This is a genomic window from Planctellipticum variicoloris (genome assembly GCF_030622045.1).
Lineage (GTDB): Bacteria > Planctomycetota > Planctomycetia > Planctomycetales > Planctomycetaceae > Planctellipticum > Planctellipticum variicoloris.
The window spans coordinates 6069138-6084134 of the sequence record NZ_CP130886.1; the positions used below are offsets into that span (position 1 = coordinate 6069138).

General features: G+C 64.0%; 17 protein-coding genes. 11 read left to right on the forward strand and 6 right to left on the reverse strand.

All coding sequences use genetic code 11. From position 1 onward, the window contains the following. The first annotated feature begins 122 nt into the window (after nt 1-122). Nucleotides 123-1112, forward strand: coding sequence for a DHH family phosphoesterase (locus SH412_RS23655; protein WP_336520499.1), 990 nt, complete (start codon nt 123-125; stop codon nt 1110-1112). Here the strand turns inward: SH412_RS23655 and SH412_RS23660 are convergent. From SH412_RS23660 to SH412_RS23685, 6 genes are all read right to left on the reverse strand, one after another. Continuing rightward, nucleotides 1087-1851, reverse strand: a complete 765-nt coding sequence (locus tag SH412_RS23660; protein WP_336520500.1) for a 4'-phosphopantetheinyl transferase family protein — start codon at nt 1849-1851, stop codon at nt 1087-1089. The genes SH412_RS23655 and SH412_RS23660 overlap by 26 nt on opposite strands. Before the next feature lie 30 nt (nt 1852-1881). Beyond that, nucleotides 1882-2862, reverse strand: coding sequence for a hypothetical protein (locus SH412_RS23665; RefSeq protein ID WP_336520501.1), 981 nt, complete (start codon nt 2860-2862; stop codon nt 1882-1884). Nucleotides 2863-3050: 188 nt separating this feature from the next. Continuing rightward, nucleotides 3051-4145, reverse strand: a complete 1095-nt coding sequence (locus SH412_RS23670) for a 3-deoxy-7-phosphoheptulonate synthase (RefSeq protein WP_336520502.1) — start codon at nt 4143-4145, stop codon at nt 3051-3053. A gap of 218 nt (nt 4146-4363) precedes the next feature. Continuing rightward, nucleotides 4364-4723: a DUF5615 family PIN-like protein gene (locus SH412_RS23675; protein ID WP_336520503.1), complete on the reverse strand. Its 360-nt coding sequence runs from the start codon at nt 4721-4723 to the stop codon at nt 4364-4366. Continuing rightward, a complete protein-coding gene (locus SH412_RS23680) occupies nt 4704-5081 on the reverse strand; it encodes a DUF433 domain-containing protein (protein ID WP_336520504.1) in 378 nt (125 codons plus the stop codon). The genes SH412_RS23675 and SH412_RS23680 overlap by 20 nt, the downstream gene beginning before the upstream one ends. Further along, nucleotides 5062-5286: a DUF4926 domain-containing protein gene (locus SH412_RS23685; RefSeq protein WP_336520505.1), complete on the reverse strand. Its 225-nt coding sequence runs from the start codon at nt 5284-5286 to the stop codon at nt 5062-5064. Before SH412_RS23685 ends, SH412_RS23680 begins: the two co-directional genes overlap by 20 nt. A 329-nt stretch (nt 5287-5615) precedes the next feature. On the opposite strand from SH412_RS23685, the gene SH412_RS23690 reads away from it, so the two are divergent. The 10 genes from SH412_RS23690 to SH412_RS23735 all read left to right on the forward strand — a co-directional run bounded on the left by SH412_RS23690 (nt 5616) and on the right by SH412_RS23735 (nt 14987). Next, nucleotides 5616-5990, forward strand: coding sequence for a ribosomal protein L7/L12 (locus tag SH412_RS23690; RefSeq protein WP_336520506.1), 375 nt, complete (start codon nt 5616-5618; stop codon nt 5988-5990). A 2-nt stretch (nt 5991-5992) separates the two neighbouring features. Continuing rightward, nucleotides 5993-6484 carry a tRNA adenosine(34) deaminase TadA gene (gene tadA, locus SH412_RS23695; RefSeq protein WP_336520507.1) on the forward strand — a complete coding sequence of 164 codons (492 nt, stop codon included), beginning with the start codon at nt 5993-5995 and terminating at the stop codon, nt 6482-6484. 293 nt (nt 6485-6777) lie between these two features. Next, entirely contained in the window at nt 6778-8184 is a 1407-nt protein-coding gene (gene leuC, locus SH412_RS23700) for a 3-isopropylmalate dehydratase large subunit (RefSeq protein ID WP_336520508.1), read from the forward strand. A 122-nt stretch (nt 8185-8306) separates the two neighbouring features. Beyond that, on the forward strand, nt 8307-8867 hold the full coding sequence (locus SH412_RS23705; RefSeq protein WP_336520509.1) for a Uma2 family endonuclease: 561 nt from the start codon (nt 8307-8309) through the stop codon (nt 8865-8867). Between the two features lie 97 nt (nt 8868-8964). Continuing rightward, a complete protein-coding gene (locus SH412_RS23710; protein ID WP_336520510.1) occupies nt 8965-9531 on the forward strand; it encodes a Uma2 family endonuclease in 567 nt (188 codons plus the stop codon). Beyond that, nucleotides 9521-10711, forward strand: a complete 1191-nt coding sequence (locus tag SH412_RS23715; RefSeq protein WP_336520511.1) for an RNA-binding domain-containing protein — start codon at nt 9521-9523, stop codon at nt 10709-10711. Before SH412_RS23710 ends, SH412_RS23715 begins: the two co-directional genes overlap by 11 nt. Then, nucleotides 10708-11706 (forward strand): ParA family protein, encoded by a 999-nt coding sequence (locus SH412_RS23720; protein ID WP_336520512.1) that lies wholly within the window; start codon nt 10708-10710, stop codon nt 11704-11706. The genes SH412_RS23715 and SH412_RS23720 overlap by 4 nt, the downstream gene beginning before the upstream one ends. Before the next feature lie 46 nt (nt 11707-11752). After that, entirely contained in the window at nt 11753-12349 is a 597-nt protein-coding gene (leuD, locus tag SH412_RS23725; protein ID WP_336520513.1) for a 3-isopropylmalate dehydratase small subunit, read from the forward strand. A 203-nt stretch (nt 12350-12552) separates the two neighbouring features. Next, complete coding sequence (locus SH412_RS23730; protein ID WP_336520514.1) at nt 12553-13623, forward strand: FAD:protein FMN transferase; 1071 nt, start codon at nt 12553-12555, stop codon at nt 13621-13623. Between the two features lie 92 nt (nt 13624-13715). Continuing rightward, nucleotides 13716-14987: a hypothetical protein gene (locus SH412_RS23735; protein ID WP_336520515.1), complete on the forward strand. Its 1272-nt coding sequence runs from the start codon at nt 13716-13718 to the stop codon at nt 14985-14987. Nucleotides 14988-14997: the final 10 nt, after the last annotated feature.

Below are 14997 nucleotides of genomic sequence, written 5' to 3' on the forward strand. Positions count from 1 at the left end.
GCGGGGACGATTGAGGGCGTGGAGGGAATTTTGCAGTTCTGCGACGGCTGCTTGGGGTTCGCGCGAGCGCTCCACGGACTCGTCCTTGCAAACGTGCGCTGCCTCCCCCTACCATGCAGCCCATGAAACTCGACTGGACACCTCTGAAACAGTTGCTCGACGCCCACGAGCGATTCGTCATCACGAGCCACGTGCGGCCCGACGCCGACGCGATCGGGTCGGAAATGGGGCTTGCCAGCCTGCTGCTGCAGCGCGGCAAGCAGGTCCGGATCGTGAATCCCTCCGGAACGCCCCCCAACCTCCGTTTCCTGGATCCCGAGGGGACGATCTGCCAGCTCGGCCCCGGCAACGCGCTGCCCGACGGTTTTGAGCCGGAAGTGTTCATCGTCGTCGACACCAGCGCCTGGGTGCAGTTGTCCGACGTCGGCCGGGTGATGCGGGACGCCACCTGCGCCAAGGTCGTCATCGACCACCATCAAAGCAGCGACGATCTCGGGGCGATTATCCTGAAGGATACGACTCGGGAAGCGACCGGCTCCCTGATCGCGGAACTCGCCGAGGCGCTGGGAGAACCGATTTCGCCCCTCGCCGCAACGGCCCTGTACGCCGCCATCGCGACCGATACCGGCTGGTTCCGGTTCTCGGCGGTGACCGGCGAGACCATGCGGACGATCGGTCTGCTGATCGACGCCGGCGCCTCCCCGTCGGAGATCTATCGCGAACTGTACGAGCAGGCGACGATTTCGCGTGTCCATCTCGCAGGGCGGGTGTTGAGCCGGGTCAAGCTGGAGTGCGACGGCGTCCTGGCCTGGACCCAGGTTCCCTCCTCGGACTTCACCGAACTGGGCGCCCAGTCGTCGGATACCGAAGACCTGGTCAACGAGTGCCTGAAGATTTCCGGAACGCAAGTGGCGTTCATTGCGATCGAGCAGCTCAACCGCCAGGTGAAAGTCAGCTTCCGGAGCCGGACGTCGGTCAATGTCGCAAAAGTCGCCGAGCAGTTTGGCGGCGGCGGGCATAAGCAGGCGGCCGGTGCGACCTTTCCCGGCCCCCTGTCGGCCGCGGTCGAGAAGGCGCTCGTCGCACTCAAGCAGTCGCTGCAGAGTCCCTGAGAGCGTCGGCGGGCAGCAGGCACGCGGCGTCCCAGCAGCGCCATTCTTCGACCAGCCCCGACGCACAGACAGCCACGGGCGCCCCGGGGGCTGCGGCGGTGGCCATCAGGCGCCATTGAGCAGCGGCCTCGGCGTCGTCTTCAACGGCGCAAAGTCTCGCGGGTAACGCCGGATCGAGCCGAACCGTCAGTCGCTCAACCGCAAACCCCATCCCGCGACCGGTGGCCTTGATCCAGGCTTCTTTGCAGGTCCAGCCCCGGTAAAATGCGGCCCAACGCTCGGAATCCGGAAGGGAGGCCAGCTCCGACTGCTCCGCCAGCGAGAAATATCGCTCCGCGAGCCGGTCGCGCGAAACCTTCTGGTCGATGGTTTCGACATCGATGCCCACAGGGCGATCGGCCGACAGTGCGATCGCAACCCAGTCGCCGCTGTGCGACAGATTAAACTCCGGGGCGCCCGGCCGCTCGAGCCGCGGCTTTCCGTGGGGGCCGATGGTGAAGCTCAGACTCCACGGATCGGCGTGACACCAGGCGCCGAGAAGCTGCCGCAGGACATACCGGGCAACGAGGTACTGCCGTCGCGGCCCCGCGAACTTCAGCCGGGCGGCCCGCTGGCGTTCGTAGTCCGGCAACCGTCCCAGCAGCCGGTCTTCGTCAAGTCCCTCCGGCGCAGGACTCCGAAAAACATGCACGGCCGACCGGTGCTGACACCAGTCGGCCGTGAGCGAAATCCAGTCCATCGGCTTCGGGCTCGCAAGGTCGCGACAAATCTACCGGCGCGAATTCTTGCCGGCACGAATCGTCAGAGTACTCACCTTGTAGATCTCTTCGTTCCTGTCGCGGGCGGCGGTGAACGAGAAGAAATCTCCGGTCACGTTTCTCAGGTTGATCGTCTTGCTGGAGCCGTTATTCTTCGGCTGGCCGGCCAGTTGGACCTGAGCAAACTGCTCCTTGAGCTCGTCGACTTTGCCCGGATCGGCCGTCCCGTCGCGCAGCTCAGCAAGGAGTCCTCGCGACTTTTCGCTGATCACTTCGTCCAGCCCGTCGAGATTGCCGGAAACGACTGCGAGAACAATCTTCTGGACGGCATACTCCGCAGAACCCTTGGGAAATTGGGGCGCCTGACCGGCCGCGCCGCTTCCTTCCGGACCGCCAGCCCCGTTGGGATCGCCGGGATTCGGGAAGCCCGCGCCCGCCATCGCCGCCGCTGGATCGTTCGCCTGTGCTCCGGCAAGCGCCACCGCTGCACCCGGCAACGCCCCGCCGGGCGGCATCGCTCCTCCGGGACCGGCATGGCCCGCCCCAGGAAACGCCGGCGCCCCTGGAGCGCCGGCGACGGGGCCGCCGGCATGTCCGGCTCCGGCATAAGCCGCCATCGCCGCCGCGGGATCGTTCGCTGGTGCACCCGCCCCGGCCGGAGTGGCCGGCGCGGCGCCGTGAGTCCCGGTGGGATACCCCGCGGCCGCCATTGAGGCCCCATGCCCTGCCCCGGGCATCGCGACAGCCGACGGCGTCGCCGGAGCTCCCGGCATGCCCGCTCCATGCGGACCGCCGCCGTGCATTCCCGCCATCGCGCTCCCCGCCGGCATTCCGGGCATCCCCGGCATGGCGGCCTGTGCTCCCGCGGCTGGTTGCGGCTGGGCAACCGGCTGCGCCTGCTGCGTCCCTCCCCCCCCGCATCCCGAAAGCGCAATCCCGGCCAACGGAAGCAGGCAGTTGATCGATGTTCGCCAATGTGTAAACCGCAGCATGGCACTCTCAGTCTTGACAAGGAGTCAGAGCGTCCGGGCCTCACCGTCGCAGACGGGCAAATCCGGGATTCCGGAGTCGGCGGCCAGGAAGCGGCGGCTGAGGCTGATCTGGCGATTGTCCGGCAGTTCTCCCTTCTCCGCAAGGACTTGTCTGCGGAAATGGAGAATTTCGGACCGACCGTCCGACGTCAGACAGCGCCCGACCGGGACGCCCCCGCCGGCTGCGGCCCGGCCAGCTCGCCGCCAAGCCGTTCGTAGGCGGACAGAACGAGTTGCTCGGTTTCGTCCCAGCCGATACACCCGTCAGTGACCGAAACGCCGTACTTGAGCTGGGACAGATCGGCCGGCAAAGGCTGGTTCCCGGGAAACAGATTGCTTTCGAGCATCAGACCGATCAGATGGTCGTTGCCGGCCATCCGCTGCTCGATGCAGTCGTTCCAGACGACGCGCTGACGGGTGTAATCCTTATTGGAATTCGCATGACTGCAGTCGACCATCAGCCGGGGCGTCAGCTTCGCGGCATTCAGCTTCTCGGTCGCCTCAGTCAACAGCGCGGGATCGTAGTTGGGTCCCGAACGACCTCCCCGCAGGATCAGAAATCCCCACGGATTCCCCTTGGTATTGATGATGCAGGTCTTCCCGTCCCCATCCATCCCCAGGAAACTGTGCTGATGCTGGGCCGCCAGCATCGCGTCGATCGCCACCTGCAGGCTGCCGTCGGTGCCGTTTTTGTAGCCCACCGGCATCGACAACCCGCTGGCCATCTGGCGGTGAGTCGGGGATTCCGTCGTCCGGGCGCCGATCGCCGCCACGGAGATCAGGTCGGCGATGTACTGCGGCGTGATCGGTTCGAGCAGCTCGGTGGCCGCCGGAAGACCCATGTTGGCGACTTCCAGCAGGATCCGCCGGGCAATCCGCAGACCGGTGCCGATATCAAACGTATCGTTCAAGTGCGGATCGTTGATCAGCCCCTTCCAGCCGACGGTGGTGCGGGGTTTCTCGAAATAAACCCGCATGACAACCAGCATGTGGCTCTTGACCCGCTCGGCCAGCTCGCGGAGCTTGCGGGCGTATTCCAGCCCGGCGACCTGATCGTGAATGGAACAGGGACCGACGATCACCATCAGACGCCGGTCGCGGCCGGCGAGGATGTTCTTGACCGTCTCGCGAGACTCGACCACTGTCCGGATCGCCTCGTCCGTGACGTTCTCCTCATGCTTGAGGTAACGGGGCGAAACGAGCGGAACCGTTTCCCGAACATTCAGATCCTGAAGGGGTTGCATCAAGAAACTCGTCGCGCAGGCGTTGGGGGAGGGAGGGTGCGGCGACCACGACCGCCCTCGAAACGAGACACCAGCAGTCAGCCCCGCGTTCGCCGGGTACCGTGGTCCTCAGGCGAAAGTATACGGGGCGGGGCGAGCGGTTGCCATGCGGGGGGGGTGTCAGCGCCCCTTCGCAAGATGCGGGAGTCGCGTCCAGGTTCAAGCAGGCAGCAGCCCATTCAGACTCGCAACGGAAGGTACACCACCACCCGATCCCGAATCTCGTCGATCGACATCTGCTCTGAGATCAGCAAGAGATCGTCGATGGCCCCTCCCACGGACTGCTCGTTCGTTGCCACAATCAGGCCGGGACACGGTTGCCCCGCCATCAGCAGTTCGAAAGCAAGACCCACCATCGCATTTCGGTCGTTGGTGATCAGAACGCGATTCTCAGCCGACGCCCATGCCCGCACTTCGCGGTCGGACGCGCCCTCGTCAAGCGAGTCCAACACGCGAATCAGATCGATGCCGGATTGGCGACGACGCAGCCCACGAATCAGATCGCCATTCACGTCCGCGTCACTGGCCAGACGCAGCATGGTCCTCCTCCGGAGCACCGCGGCGTCCTTCCAATGCGGTTCGCGAAACCGGAGGATGCGCCGTCTCGATGTGACCGCGCAGGACTTCAGCCTCCGTCGCTCGCCGCGTCAAATAGGCCTGCGTTTTCTCGCGATTCCGCAGGTAGTAACCGATCGCGGAATATGCGTCCGCGAGCGGCAGCGTGTCATAATTGCGGACGATGTCTTCGGGCGTCTGACCGTTCTCGTAACACTCGACAACCAGATCCAGGCTGATCCGGCTCCTGCCGATTCGGACGACGCCGCCTTCATTGTCCCGGAGCAGATCGGCCGGCAGGAGATCGCTTCCGATCCCGTTCTCAGTTTCGCCGTCGTGCATGCAGCACCTCCCGCGCATCGATTGGACGGACATTGTCTGCCTCGAGCGTCAGTACCGCGACCGTCGCTCCGTCCCCCTCGACGAACTCCACCTCGTACGCCTCTCCCCGGCCATAGACGTGGACCACCGTTCCCACATCCCCCTCGCGCAGTCCGTCGGCCGGGCGAACTTGGTTGAGGACAACGAGAGAATGCGCCGCAATCATTCGTTCACCTCGACGTAGGCGAACCCAAAGTCATCGCGCGTTACGGATCCCCTCAACTCATATTGTACACTCTCCTGTCCGTCGTTCCACAATTTCAACTTGGCCAATTCCCCTTGTCAGAGATCCACAGCCCCGACTTCTCCGTTATCATGGCAAATTCCCCCCGACAAACTCGCATTCACATTTCCCGGGCAGCCCCTCAGATGCTCTGCGAACACTGCCAATCCGAACTTCCTTCGGGCGCCACAAACTGCCCCGACTGCGGCGCCCCCGCTCCCAAAGGCGGACCCGGTGCCGCCGACGACTGGCAGGCCGAAGTCCAACGCCTCATGGCCACCGGCCAGAAAATCGAAGCCATCAAAGTCTTCCGCGAAGCCACCGGCGTCGGACTCGCTGAAGCGAAAGCCGCCGTCGAAGCCGGTTTGAGCGAAGTCCAGGCGCCGCCCGCCCTCTCCCACCCCCCCGAACAGTTCGAACAGGAAATCGTCCGCCGGTTGACGGCCGACGGGATGATCTCGACGATCAAGTGGGTCCGCGAGCAGACCCGCATGGGACTCAAGGACTCCAAAGACCTCGTCGACCAGATCGCCGCGAAGAACGGTGTGACCGCCAAAGCTGGCGGCTGCTTCGGCCTGGCGCTCCTGGCCGTCACGGTGAGCGCGACCGCCGCGGGTCTCGGTCTGGCGTTGCTGGTGCAGGGATGAGCATGGACCTCGATCGACCGGATCAGTTGCTGCAGCCGCACGCTCGCTGGATGTACGCCGCACTCGACCTCGCCCAGCAGGCCTTTCTCGAAGGGGAAGTTCCCGTCGGCGCGGTGATCGTCCACGAAGAGCGGATCATCGGCGCCGCCTATAACCAGCGGGAACAGCTCAAAGATCCCACCGCCCACGCCGAGATGGTCGCCATCACCCAGGCGGCCGAGGCTCTCGGCTCCTGGCGGCTCCTCGACTGCACGCTTTACTGCACCCTCGAACCCTGCCCGATGTGCGCCGGGGCCATCGTCCAGGCCCGCATTCCCACTGTCGTCTACGGCACGACCGATCTCAAAGCGGGCGCCTGCCACTCCCTCTACCAGATCACCAGCGACCCCCGGCTGAACCACCGGGCGACGGTCCTGGCCGGCGTCCTGCAGGAGGAGTGCCGCGGCATCCTGCAGGAGTTCTTCGCCCAGCAGCGGGCGCTGGGGAAGAAGTAGGCTCAGGAGAGCGAATAGGGAACAGCGAGAAGCGAATAGCCAGAGGAATGCAAACTCCGGGTGGCACGCCCAGAGGCTTTGCGATGGGCATGGTTTTGATCCCCGTCCGAAGACACGCCCTTCGAAGACTCAGGGCGTGCCAACCGGCTTTGTGGACTTGCGCCCACCAGTTTCCCGCCGCAGAACCTTTCGCAGGTTCACGTTCCCCCCCCCAGCGGATAGAATAGGTGAGTTTCCCAGCGCCCCGCGAGAGGCGCCATGCCGTAACCCGCTGACAGGCTTCGAGATCCGCCATGACCGACCGCCGCAACCTGTTCCACAAAGTGTGGGACCTCCACTCCGTCCGCACCCTCCCCTCCGGTCAGACCCAGCTCTTCATCGGCCTGCACCTGATCCACGAAGTCACCAGCCCCCAGGCCTTCGCCATGCTCCGTGAGCGCGGACTGAAGGCGGCTCACCCCGAACTCACCGTCGCCACCGTCGACCACATCGTGCCGACCGAAGATCAGGCCCGACCGTTCGCCGACAACCTCGCCGAGCAGATGATGTCGGCGATCGAGCAGAACTGCCGCGAGTTCGGCATCCGCCTGTTCGATCTCAAAGACAGCCGGCAGGGCGTCGTCCACATCGTCGGCCCCGAGCAGGGACTGACCCAGCCCGGCATGACCATCGCCTGCGGCGACAGCCATACCAGCACGCACGGCGCGTTCGGGGCCATCGCCTTCGGCATCGGCACCAGTCAGGTCGCCGACGTCCTCGCCACCCAGACCATGGCGATCGGCAAACCGAAGGTCCGCCGGATCGAAGTCACCGGCAAGCTCCGCCCGGGTGTCTTCGCCAAAGACGTGATCCTCCACATCATCCGCAAGCTCGGCGTGCAGGGAGGCGTCGGCTACGCCTACGAATACGCCGGCGAAGTCTTCGACCGCATGTCGATGGAAGAGCGGATGACCGTCTGCAACATGAGCATCGAAGGGGGCGCCCGCTGCGGGTATATCAACCCCGATCAGACGACGGTCGAATACATCCGCGGCCGCCCGTTCGCTCCCCAGGGCGAAGAGTTCGAACGCGCCGCCCAATGGTGGCTGAGCCTCGCCTCCGGACCCGACGCCGACTTCGACGACCGGGTCGCGTACGACGCCGCGGATATCGAGCCGACGGTGACCTGGGGCATCAACCCGGCCCAGTCGGTTGGCGTCAGCGAGAACCTGCCGATCTCCGCCGACTTCTCCCCGGATGATCGGAAGGGGATTCAGGAAGCCTTCCAGTACATGGGTCTTGAGGAAGGGACGCCGCTGAAGGGAGTGAAGATCGACGTCGCCTTCATCGGCTCCTGCACCAACGGCCGGATCAGCGATCTGCGCGAAGCCGCTGCGATCGTCAAAGGCCATCACGTCGCTCCGGGGGTCAAGGCCCTGGTCGTCCCCGGCTCGCAACTCGTCCGCAAGCAGGCGATGGAAGAAGGGCTCGACAAGATCTTCGAGGCGGCTGGATTCCAGTGGCGCGGCGCGGGCTGTTCGATGTGCCTGGCCATGAACCCGGACAAGCTGAAAGGCCGGGAAGTCTGCGCCTCGTCGAGCAACCGCAATTTCAAAGGCCGTCAGGGCAGCCCCACCGGCCGGACGCTGCTGATGAGCCCGGCGATGGTCGCGGCGGCGGCGCTCAAGGGAGCCGTCGCGGACGTCCGGGAACTGTTGTAAGCGAAGATCGAAGGATGCAGATGATCTCATGAATTCGGGTGGCCGGGGCTGGAGCGTCTTCGCGAAGCCCCGGTCCGGGTTGCCAGTCAGTTATCGAAAGCCCTCCGGCCGATTCTGCTCTTATGGTGACGTTCACATCGCAGCCAATGACCGCTGAAGAGTTCGCTCGACTGGACATTGATGTTCCGGTGGAGCTGGTCCGAGGTCACGTTGTCGAACAGGGATGGCCCTCGACGATTCATGGCATCGTCTGCTGTCATGTCGCGTTCGAGATCGAGTCGTGGGTCCGGCGTGTTCGTGCAAGCGGCCTGACGTCGCTCCGCACCGGAATCATCACCGAACGCAACCCCGATTCGGTCCGCGGACCGGACGTGTTTTTCATCACAAGAGAACGCATGGAGTCGGCGGGCGGCCTGGAAGGATTTCTGGAGATCGGGCCGGAACTGGCCGTCGAGGTGAAGAGTCCGTCAGAAAGCTGGAAGGATTTGCAGGCCAAGATCAACGAGTACTTCACCGCCGGCGTGCAGGAAATCTGGGTGCTGGAGCCGGAAGTACGGTTGTTGTCGGTCTATCGAGTCGACGAGCGGCCGAGAACGTTGAGCCCGGAGGACTCGCTGACGTCCCCACTCCTGCCTGAGTTCGTCGCAAACGTGACCGAGTTCTTCCGAGACGTTCCCGCGTGACACAACGATCTGATGAAGCACAGTTGGTAGTTTTATGATCTCGATAGCGTGTGACCGACAGTTGGCTCCAGACGTCGAATTCCTGTTCGACCGTCTGATGCAACTCGAAGAACGCGCAGAAATCGTCGATGGCCGGATCACCATCGCCCCGCCGCGCAGGGCCTGGCAGGCTCAAGTTGCCGGCGAAATCATGGTCTCTCTCCACGACTTCGTGCGCGGACGGCTCGCCGGGCATGTCGTGGGCGGGGGGGCCGTCTTCTGCGTGAATCTCCCGCATCGGGCAACGTTCACGCCTGACACCGGAGACTACGTCGGCCCGGTTGCAGGTATGGAGCCGTTCGAGGGGGCTCCAGTCTTCGCCGTCGAGATCCGCAGTTTGAGCGACTACGGTCCGCGCGCCGAACGACTCCTGGCCGAAAAACGCGCCGACTACTTCGCCTGCGGCACGCAGGTTGTCTGGGACGTCAAACTGTGCTCCAACGACGTCGTGAAGGTCTACCGGGCCTCCGCGCCGGACCAGCCGGTCGTCTATCGTCCCGGCGACATCGCCGACGCCGAGCCCGCGGTCCCCGGCTGGGCAGTTCCCGTCAGCAGCCTGTTGCCGGAGGATTGGGAACGGCCTGAAGCCGAAGCCCCGCCCGGGGAGCTTCGCCATGCTGAATGACGAGCAGTTGGAGTCACTCCTTACGGATTTGGAAAGCGACCGGGTCGAGCGAAAGTCGTCGATCTCCGACAAAGAGAAAATCTGTGAAGCCATCTGCGCATTTGCGAACGACCTGGCCGGAAACAAGCAGCCCGGAGTGATTTTTGTCGGCGCGACAGATTCCGGCGCCTCCGCCGGCCTGCAAATGTCTGACCGACTTCTCCTCGACCTCGCGGCGATCCGTGCTGACGGCCAGATTCTGCCGATTCCGGAAATGGTCGTTCAGAAGCGATCTCTCAGCATTGGCGACGTTGCCGTGATTCAGGTGCAGCCGGCGATTGCGCCGCCGGTTCAGTACCGCGGACGAGTCTGGATTCGCGTGGGACCAAGGCGGGCGATCGCCACCCAGGACGAGCAGCGCCGCCTGTCGGAACGGCGGCGATCCAACACGTTGCCGTTCGATCATCAACCCGCCGTCGGGGCAACCCTGTCGGATCTCGATCTGACGCTGTTCGAGCGAGTTTATCTTCCCAGCGCAGTCGCACCAGATGTGCTGGAAGCCAACGGGAGAACGGTTGAGGAGCAACTGGCGGCCTTGCGAATGATCGACGACTACAAGACGCCAACGGTGGCCGGTCTGCTGGTTCTCGGCAAGTCGCCGCGCGACTGGCTGCCGGGAGCCTATCTTCAATTCGTCAGACTCGAAGGGACCGAGATTACCGATCCGATCCGACATCAGGCGGAATTGTCCGGACCGTTGCCGGATCTGCTGGCAGACGTTGATCGAACGCTCGAAGCCCATGTATCCATCCGCACCGACGTGACTGGATCATCCCTTGAAGTCCGGAGTCCCGACTATCCGCTGACGGCCTTGCAGCAACTGGTCCGAAATGCGCTGATGCATCGCAATTACGAATCTTCAAACGCTCCCGTGCAGGTCTACTGGTATTCGGATCGAATTGAAGTTCATAACCCCGGCGGCCCATTCGGCCGCGTTTCCGTTGAGAATTTCGGTCAGCCGGGACTGACCGATTACCGCAATCCGCTGGTTGCCGAGGCGATGAAAGTGCTCGGCTATGTGCAGCGTTTCGGACTTGGCCTGGCGCTCGCCCGCAAGGAGCTGGAGCGAAACGGAAACGGTCCGTGGGAATATCAGGGAAACACAGCATCGACGCTCCTTGTTGTTCGGAGACGCCCATGAAGATCGTGGCGTTCTTCAACAATAAAAGCGGAGTCGGCAAGACTTCGCTGGTCTACCATACGTCCTGGATGCTCTCCGAGCTTGGCGTACGTACCGTCGCGATCGACCTGGATCCCCAGGCCAATCTGACCTCAATGTTCCTCCCGGAGGATCGGCTGGAAGAGCTCTGGCCCGATGGAGACCACCGCGACACGATCATGGGAAGCCTCCGGCCGATCGACAAAGGGATTGGGGATGTCAGATCCCCCCACCTGGAAGAGATTCGCGACAATCTCGCCCTCGTGCCCGGCGATCTGGCCCTGGCGAGATTCGAATCGCGATTGTCAACCGCCTGGGGGCAGTGTCTGGATCGGAACGAAGCGGCATTTCGCGTCGTGACCAGCTTTTACCGGGCGACGGTCATGGCGGCTAATGCGGCTGGCGCCGAGATCGCTTTGCTGGACGTCGGACCAAATCTCGGCGCAATCAACCGCTCGGCCCTGTTAGCCTCCGACGCCGTAGTGTTCCCGCTCGCCGCGGACTTGTTTTCTTTGCAGGGGTTGCGAAACCTGGCGCCCAATTTGCGCGACTGGCGCAGAGAATGGAACGACCGGCTCGATCGAAAACCCGCCGATATGGAAATCGATCTCCCCTCGGGACGCATGCAGCCGATCGGATACGTGGTGTTACAACATGCCGTCCGAGCCGATCGTCCGGTCAAAGCCTACGGTCGATGGATGGCGCGAATCCCCGAAGTCTATGCGACCGAAGTCCGCCAGACTGATGAACCGGCGCCCGAGTCGGTGGAAGTCGATCCATCGTGCCTGGCCAGTCTCCGTAACTACCGAAGCCTCATGCCGCTCGCGCAGGATGCCTTGAAGCCCATGTTTCTTCTGAAAGCCGGCGACGGAGCGCTGGGCGGCCATCAGTCCGCCGTTCAAGACTGCTACAGAGATTTCCGAGTGCTCACGCAACGCATCCTCAAGGAAATTCGCAGTCTGGATGAGTTACAGTGAATTCAACCGTTCGCTCTTGTTTGATTCTCAAGAAAGTCGACAGACCATGCCCCAGCAAATCCTCTCCATCACGGGCCCCGGCGTCCCGCTACTCCTCGACGACATCGACACCGACCGGATCATCCCGGCCCGGTTTCTCCGCTGCGTCACGTTCGACGGCCTCGGCGAACATGCCTTCGAAGACGACCGGCAGCAGGATCCCGCGCATCCCCTCAACCAGCCGCAATACCGCCAGGGGACCGTCCTCGTCTCCGGGCGCAACTTCGGCTGCGGCTCCTCCCGCGAACACGCCCCCCAGGCCCTCATGCGCTGGGGCATCAAGGCCGTCGTCGCCGAGTCCTTCGCCGAAATCTTTTTCGGCAACTGCGGAACCCTCGGCATCCCGTGCGCCTGTGCCTCTCGCTCCAACCTTGATGCCCTCGCGCAGGCGATCATTAAAGACCCGACGCTCGAAGTCACCGTCGACCTCGTCGCCCGCGAAGTGCGGGCCGGTTCGCTCAAGTTCTCCGTCGACATTCCCGACGGCGTCCGGACTTCGCTCACGACCGGCAACTGGGACTTCATGGGGCAACTGCTCGAAGGAAAATCGGCGGTCGATGCGACGGCCGCGAAGATTCCGTATGTGACCGGGTTCAAGGCTTGAAGAAGAAGTGGTGAGTGACGAGTGGCTGGTGGCGAGTGAAGAGAGAGACTCCAACCTTCGGTCCTGCGATGGGTGGCCGGGGCAGGAGCGTCTTCGCGATGCCCCGGAGAACGCAGCGCCGGGGCTTCCCTTCGACCCGGCCCCGGCTACCCCGCTTGGCTTTGAAATCGCTGCGATGCAATTCTCCGTTCTCAGGAGATCCCATGAGCGCCGGCTCGAATCGTCGAGAGTTTCTCACGGGGCAGGCGCTGCAGAACGCCGTCGGGGCCGCAGGGGAGTCGCTGGCGGACGCCATCCTCCCCCCGCCTCCCTCGCGCGGGCCGAACCTCGTGCTCCGCACGACGGCGATGGCGTGCGACTTTGACGTGATCCTCAACCCCGACGGCCCCGAGCACCAGGTCCGGGCGGCTTCCGAGGCGCTCGATCAGGTCCAGGCACTCGAGGACCAGTGCAGCGTCTATCGGCCGCACAGCGAACTGTCCCGGCTCAATCAAGTCGCGGCTGACCGCCGGGTCTCGGTCGAACCCGGGCTCTACCGCTTGCTCCGCAGAGCCGTGGCGATCTCCGGTCGAACCGACGGAGCGTTCAATCCGGCGGCCGGCGCACTCATTCGTCTCTGGAAGCAGAGCCGGGTCGAGGACCGCCTCCCGACGGTCGAGGAGTGCGCAGCCTCCGTCGGCTGTTGTGACCTGGCGATGATCGACTGGGACGACGAGGACAGTTCGGTCCGATTCCGCCGGGACGGGCTGGCGTTCGACCTGGGGGCCATCGGCAAGGGCTACGCCGTCGATGAGGCCGCTCGGATTCTCGGCGAACAGGGCGTTTCCAGCTTTCTGGTGCACGGAGGACGGAGCAGCGTCCTCGCGCGGGGCGGACACGCAGGGCACGCCGGGTGGCCGGTCGGACTGAACAATCCCCTCCTCCCCGATCAGCCATACCTGACGCTCCTACTGAAAGATGCGGCGTTTTCCACGAGCGGCACGGCCGTGCAGGGGTTTCGACATGCCGGGAAGCGCTACGGACACATTCTCGATCCGCGGACCGGCTGGCCGGCGGACAAACTGCTTTCCGTCAGCGTCATCGCACCCGATGCGGCCCTTGCAGATGCGTTATCCACGGCTTTTTTTATTCTTGGGGTCGAAAACGCCCTGCGCTGCTGTGATAATTTTGAGAACGTGGGACTGATTCTCTTTCCGCCGCCCCGTCAGGGACGGCGGCTCGAACCAGTCTTCCACAACGTTCCGGATGACTGCGTCATCTTCGTTGAGGGTTGAGCATGCGCCGCCCTCCCCGGTGATCTCAGTCTGCACGCCGTCCACGCTGCCGAGAACGACCACTGAGCGGACCTGTTGGGAAAGGCTGTCGAGTGCCCGGAGACGATCGCAAAATATCGGTGCTGGCCTGCGTGCTGCTGGTATCCCTCCGCCTGTTCATCGGCTGGCACCTCTTCTACGAAGGCTTCTGGAAGATCCAGACGCAGTCGACGGCCCAGCCCTGGTCGGCGGAAGGCTACCTGCGGACCGCCATCGGCCCGATGCGGCCGACCTTCCGCTCCCTCGCCGGCGACCCCGACGACTTCCGCTGGCTCGATGAGCCCGGCATGGAACAGCGCTGGGCCGGCTGGAAAGAGCGGTTCCTCAATCACTACCCCGGCGCCCGCGAAGGCGATCCTTCGATCGAGGCGATACTGACGCGACACATCGAAGGCCCCGAAAACTTCACGGCGACGCTCGCAGCGCTCCCCGCAGGAGTCAATCTCGGCGAGATTTCGGAGGGACTCCTCAAAGAGTGGAAGGTGAACCCGAAGGAACTGGCGAAGGCGATCAAGTTCGACCCCGCCCGAAAGCTGCTGATCGTCGACGGCAAGTTCCACCTGCTGCCCAACGAGCGCGAACTCCTGCTGGCCCTGGCCCCGGTCGATGGGGAGATGACGGACGAAGTCCGCGCCTCCCGCGAGGCGTATCGCAAGGCGGTCGATGACGTCTACAAGCGGGCCTCCAGACTGTCGTTTCAGGAACGGCTCAAGGTGCTGCTGGAAGTCGACCCGGATCGCGTCGGCATCCTCTACAAAGAGAAAGACGGCGCAGAGGTCCAGGTCCGCGTCGGCGAGATTGCATTCTACAAGGAACTGGTCCAGCGGTACGAAGACGGCATGGCGAAAGCCAATCAGAAGTACCAATGGGACCACCTCGATCGACAGTGGACCGAGTTGCAGCAGAAGCGGCAGCAGGTCGTCGGCCCGGTCAAAGCCCTCGACGCCGAACTGCGCGACACCGCGGAAAAACTGTTGTCGCTCGATCAGCTTCAGGCCGGTCCGGTCCCCGAGCCGGAAACGCAGGTCAGCCAGATCAACTGGCGGACAATGTGGGGCCTGGCGATCATCGGCGTCCTGCTGATGGTGGGCCTGTTCACCCGCCTGGCCGCACTGGGCGGAGCCGCTCTGCTGACCCTGTTCTACCTGGCCGTCCCCCCCTGGCCGGGGGTGCCGGAGATTCCCGGTCCCGAACACAATTTCATCGTCAACAAGGTCTTTGTCGAGATGGCGGCGCTGCTGGCGATCGCCGCCATGCCGACCGGGCGGTGGTTTGGCGTGGACGCTGTCTTTGCGGCAATGTTTCGGCGGCGGAAGGCGAACTGACTGGAGTTCT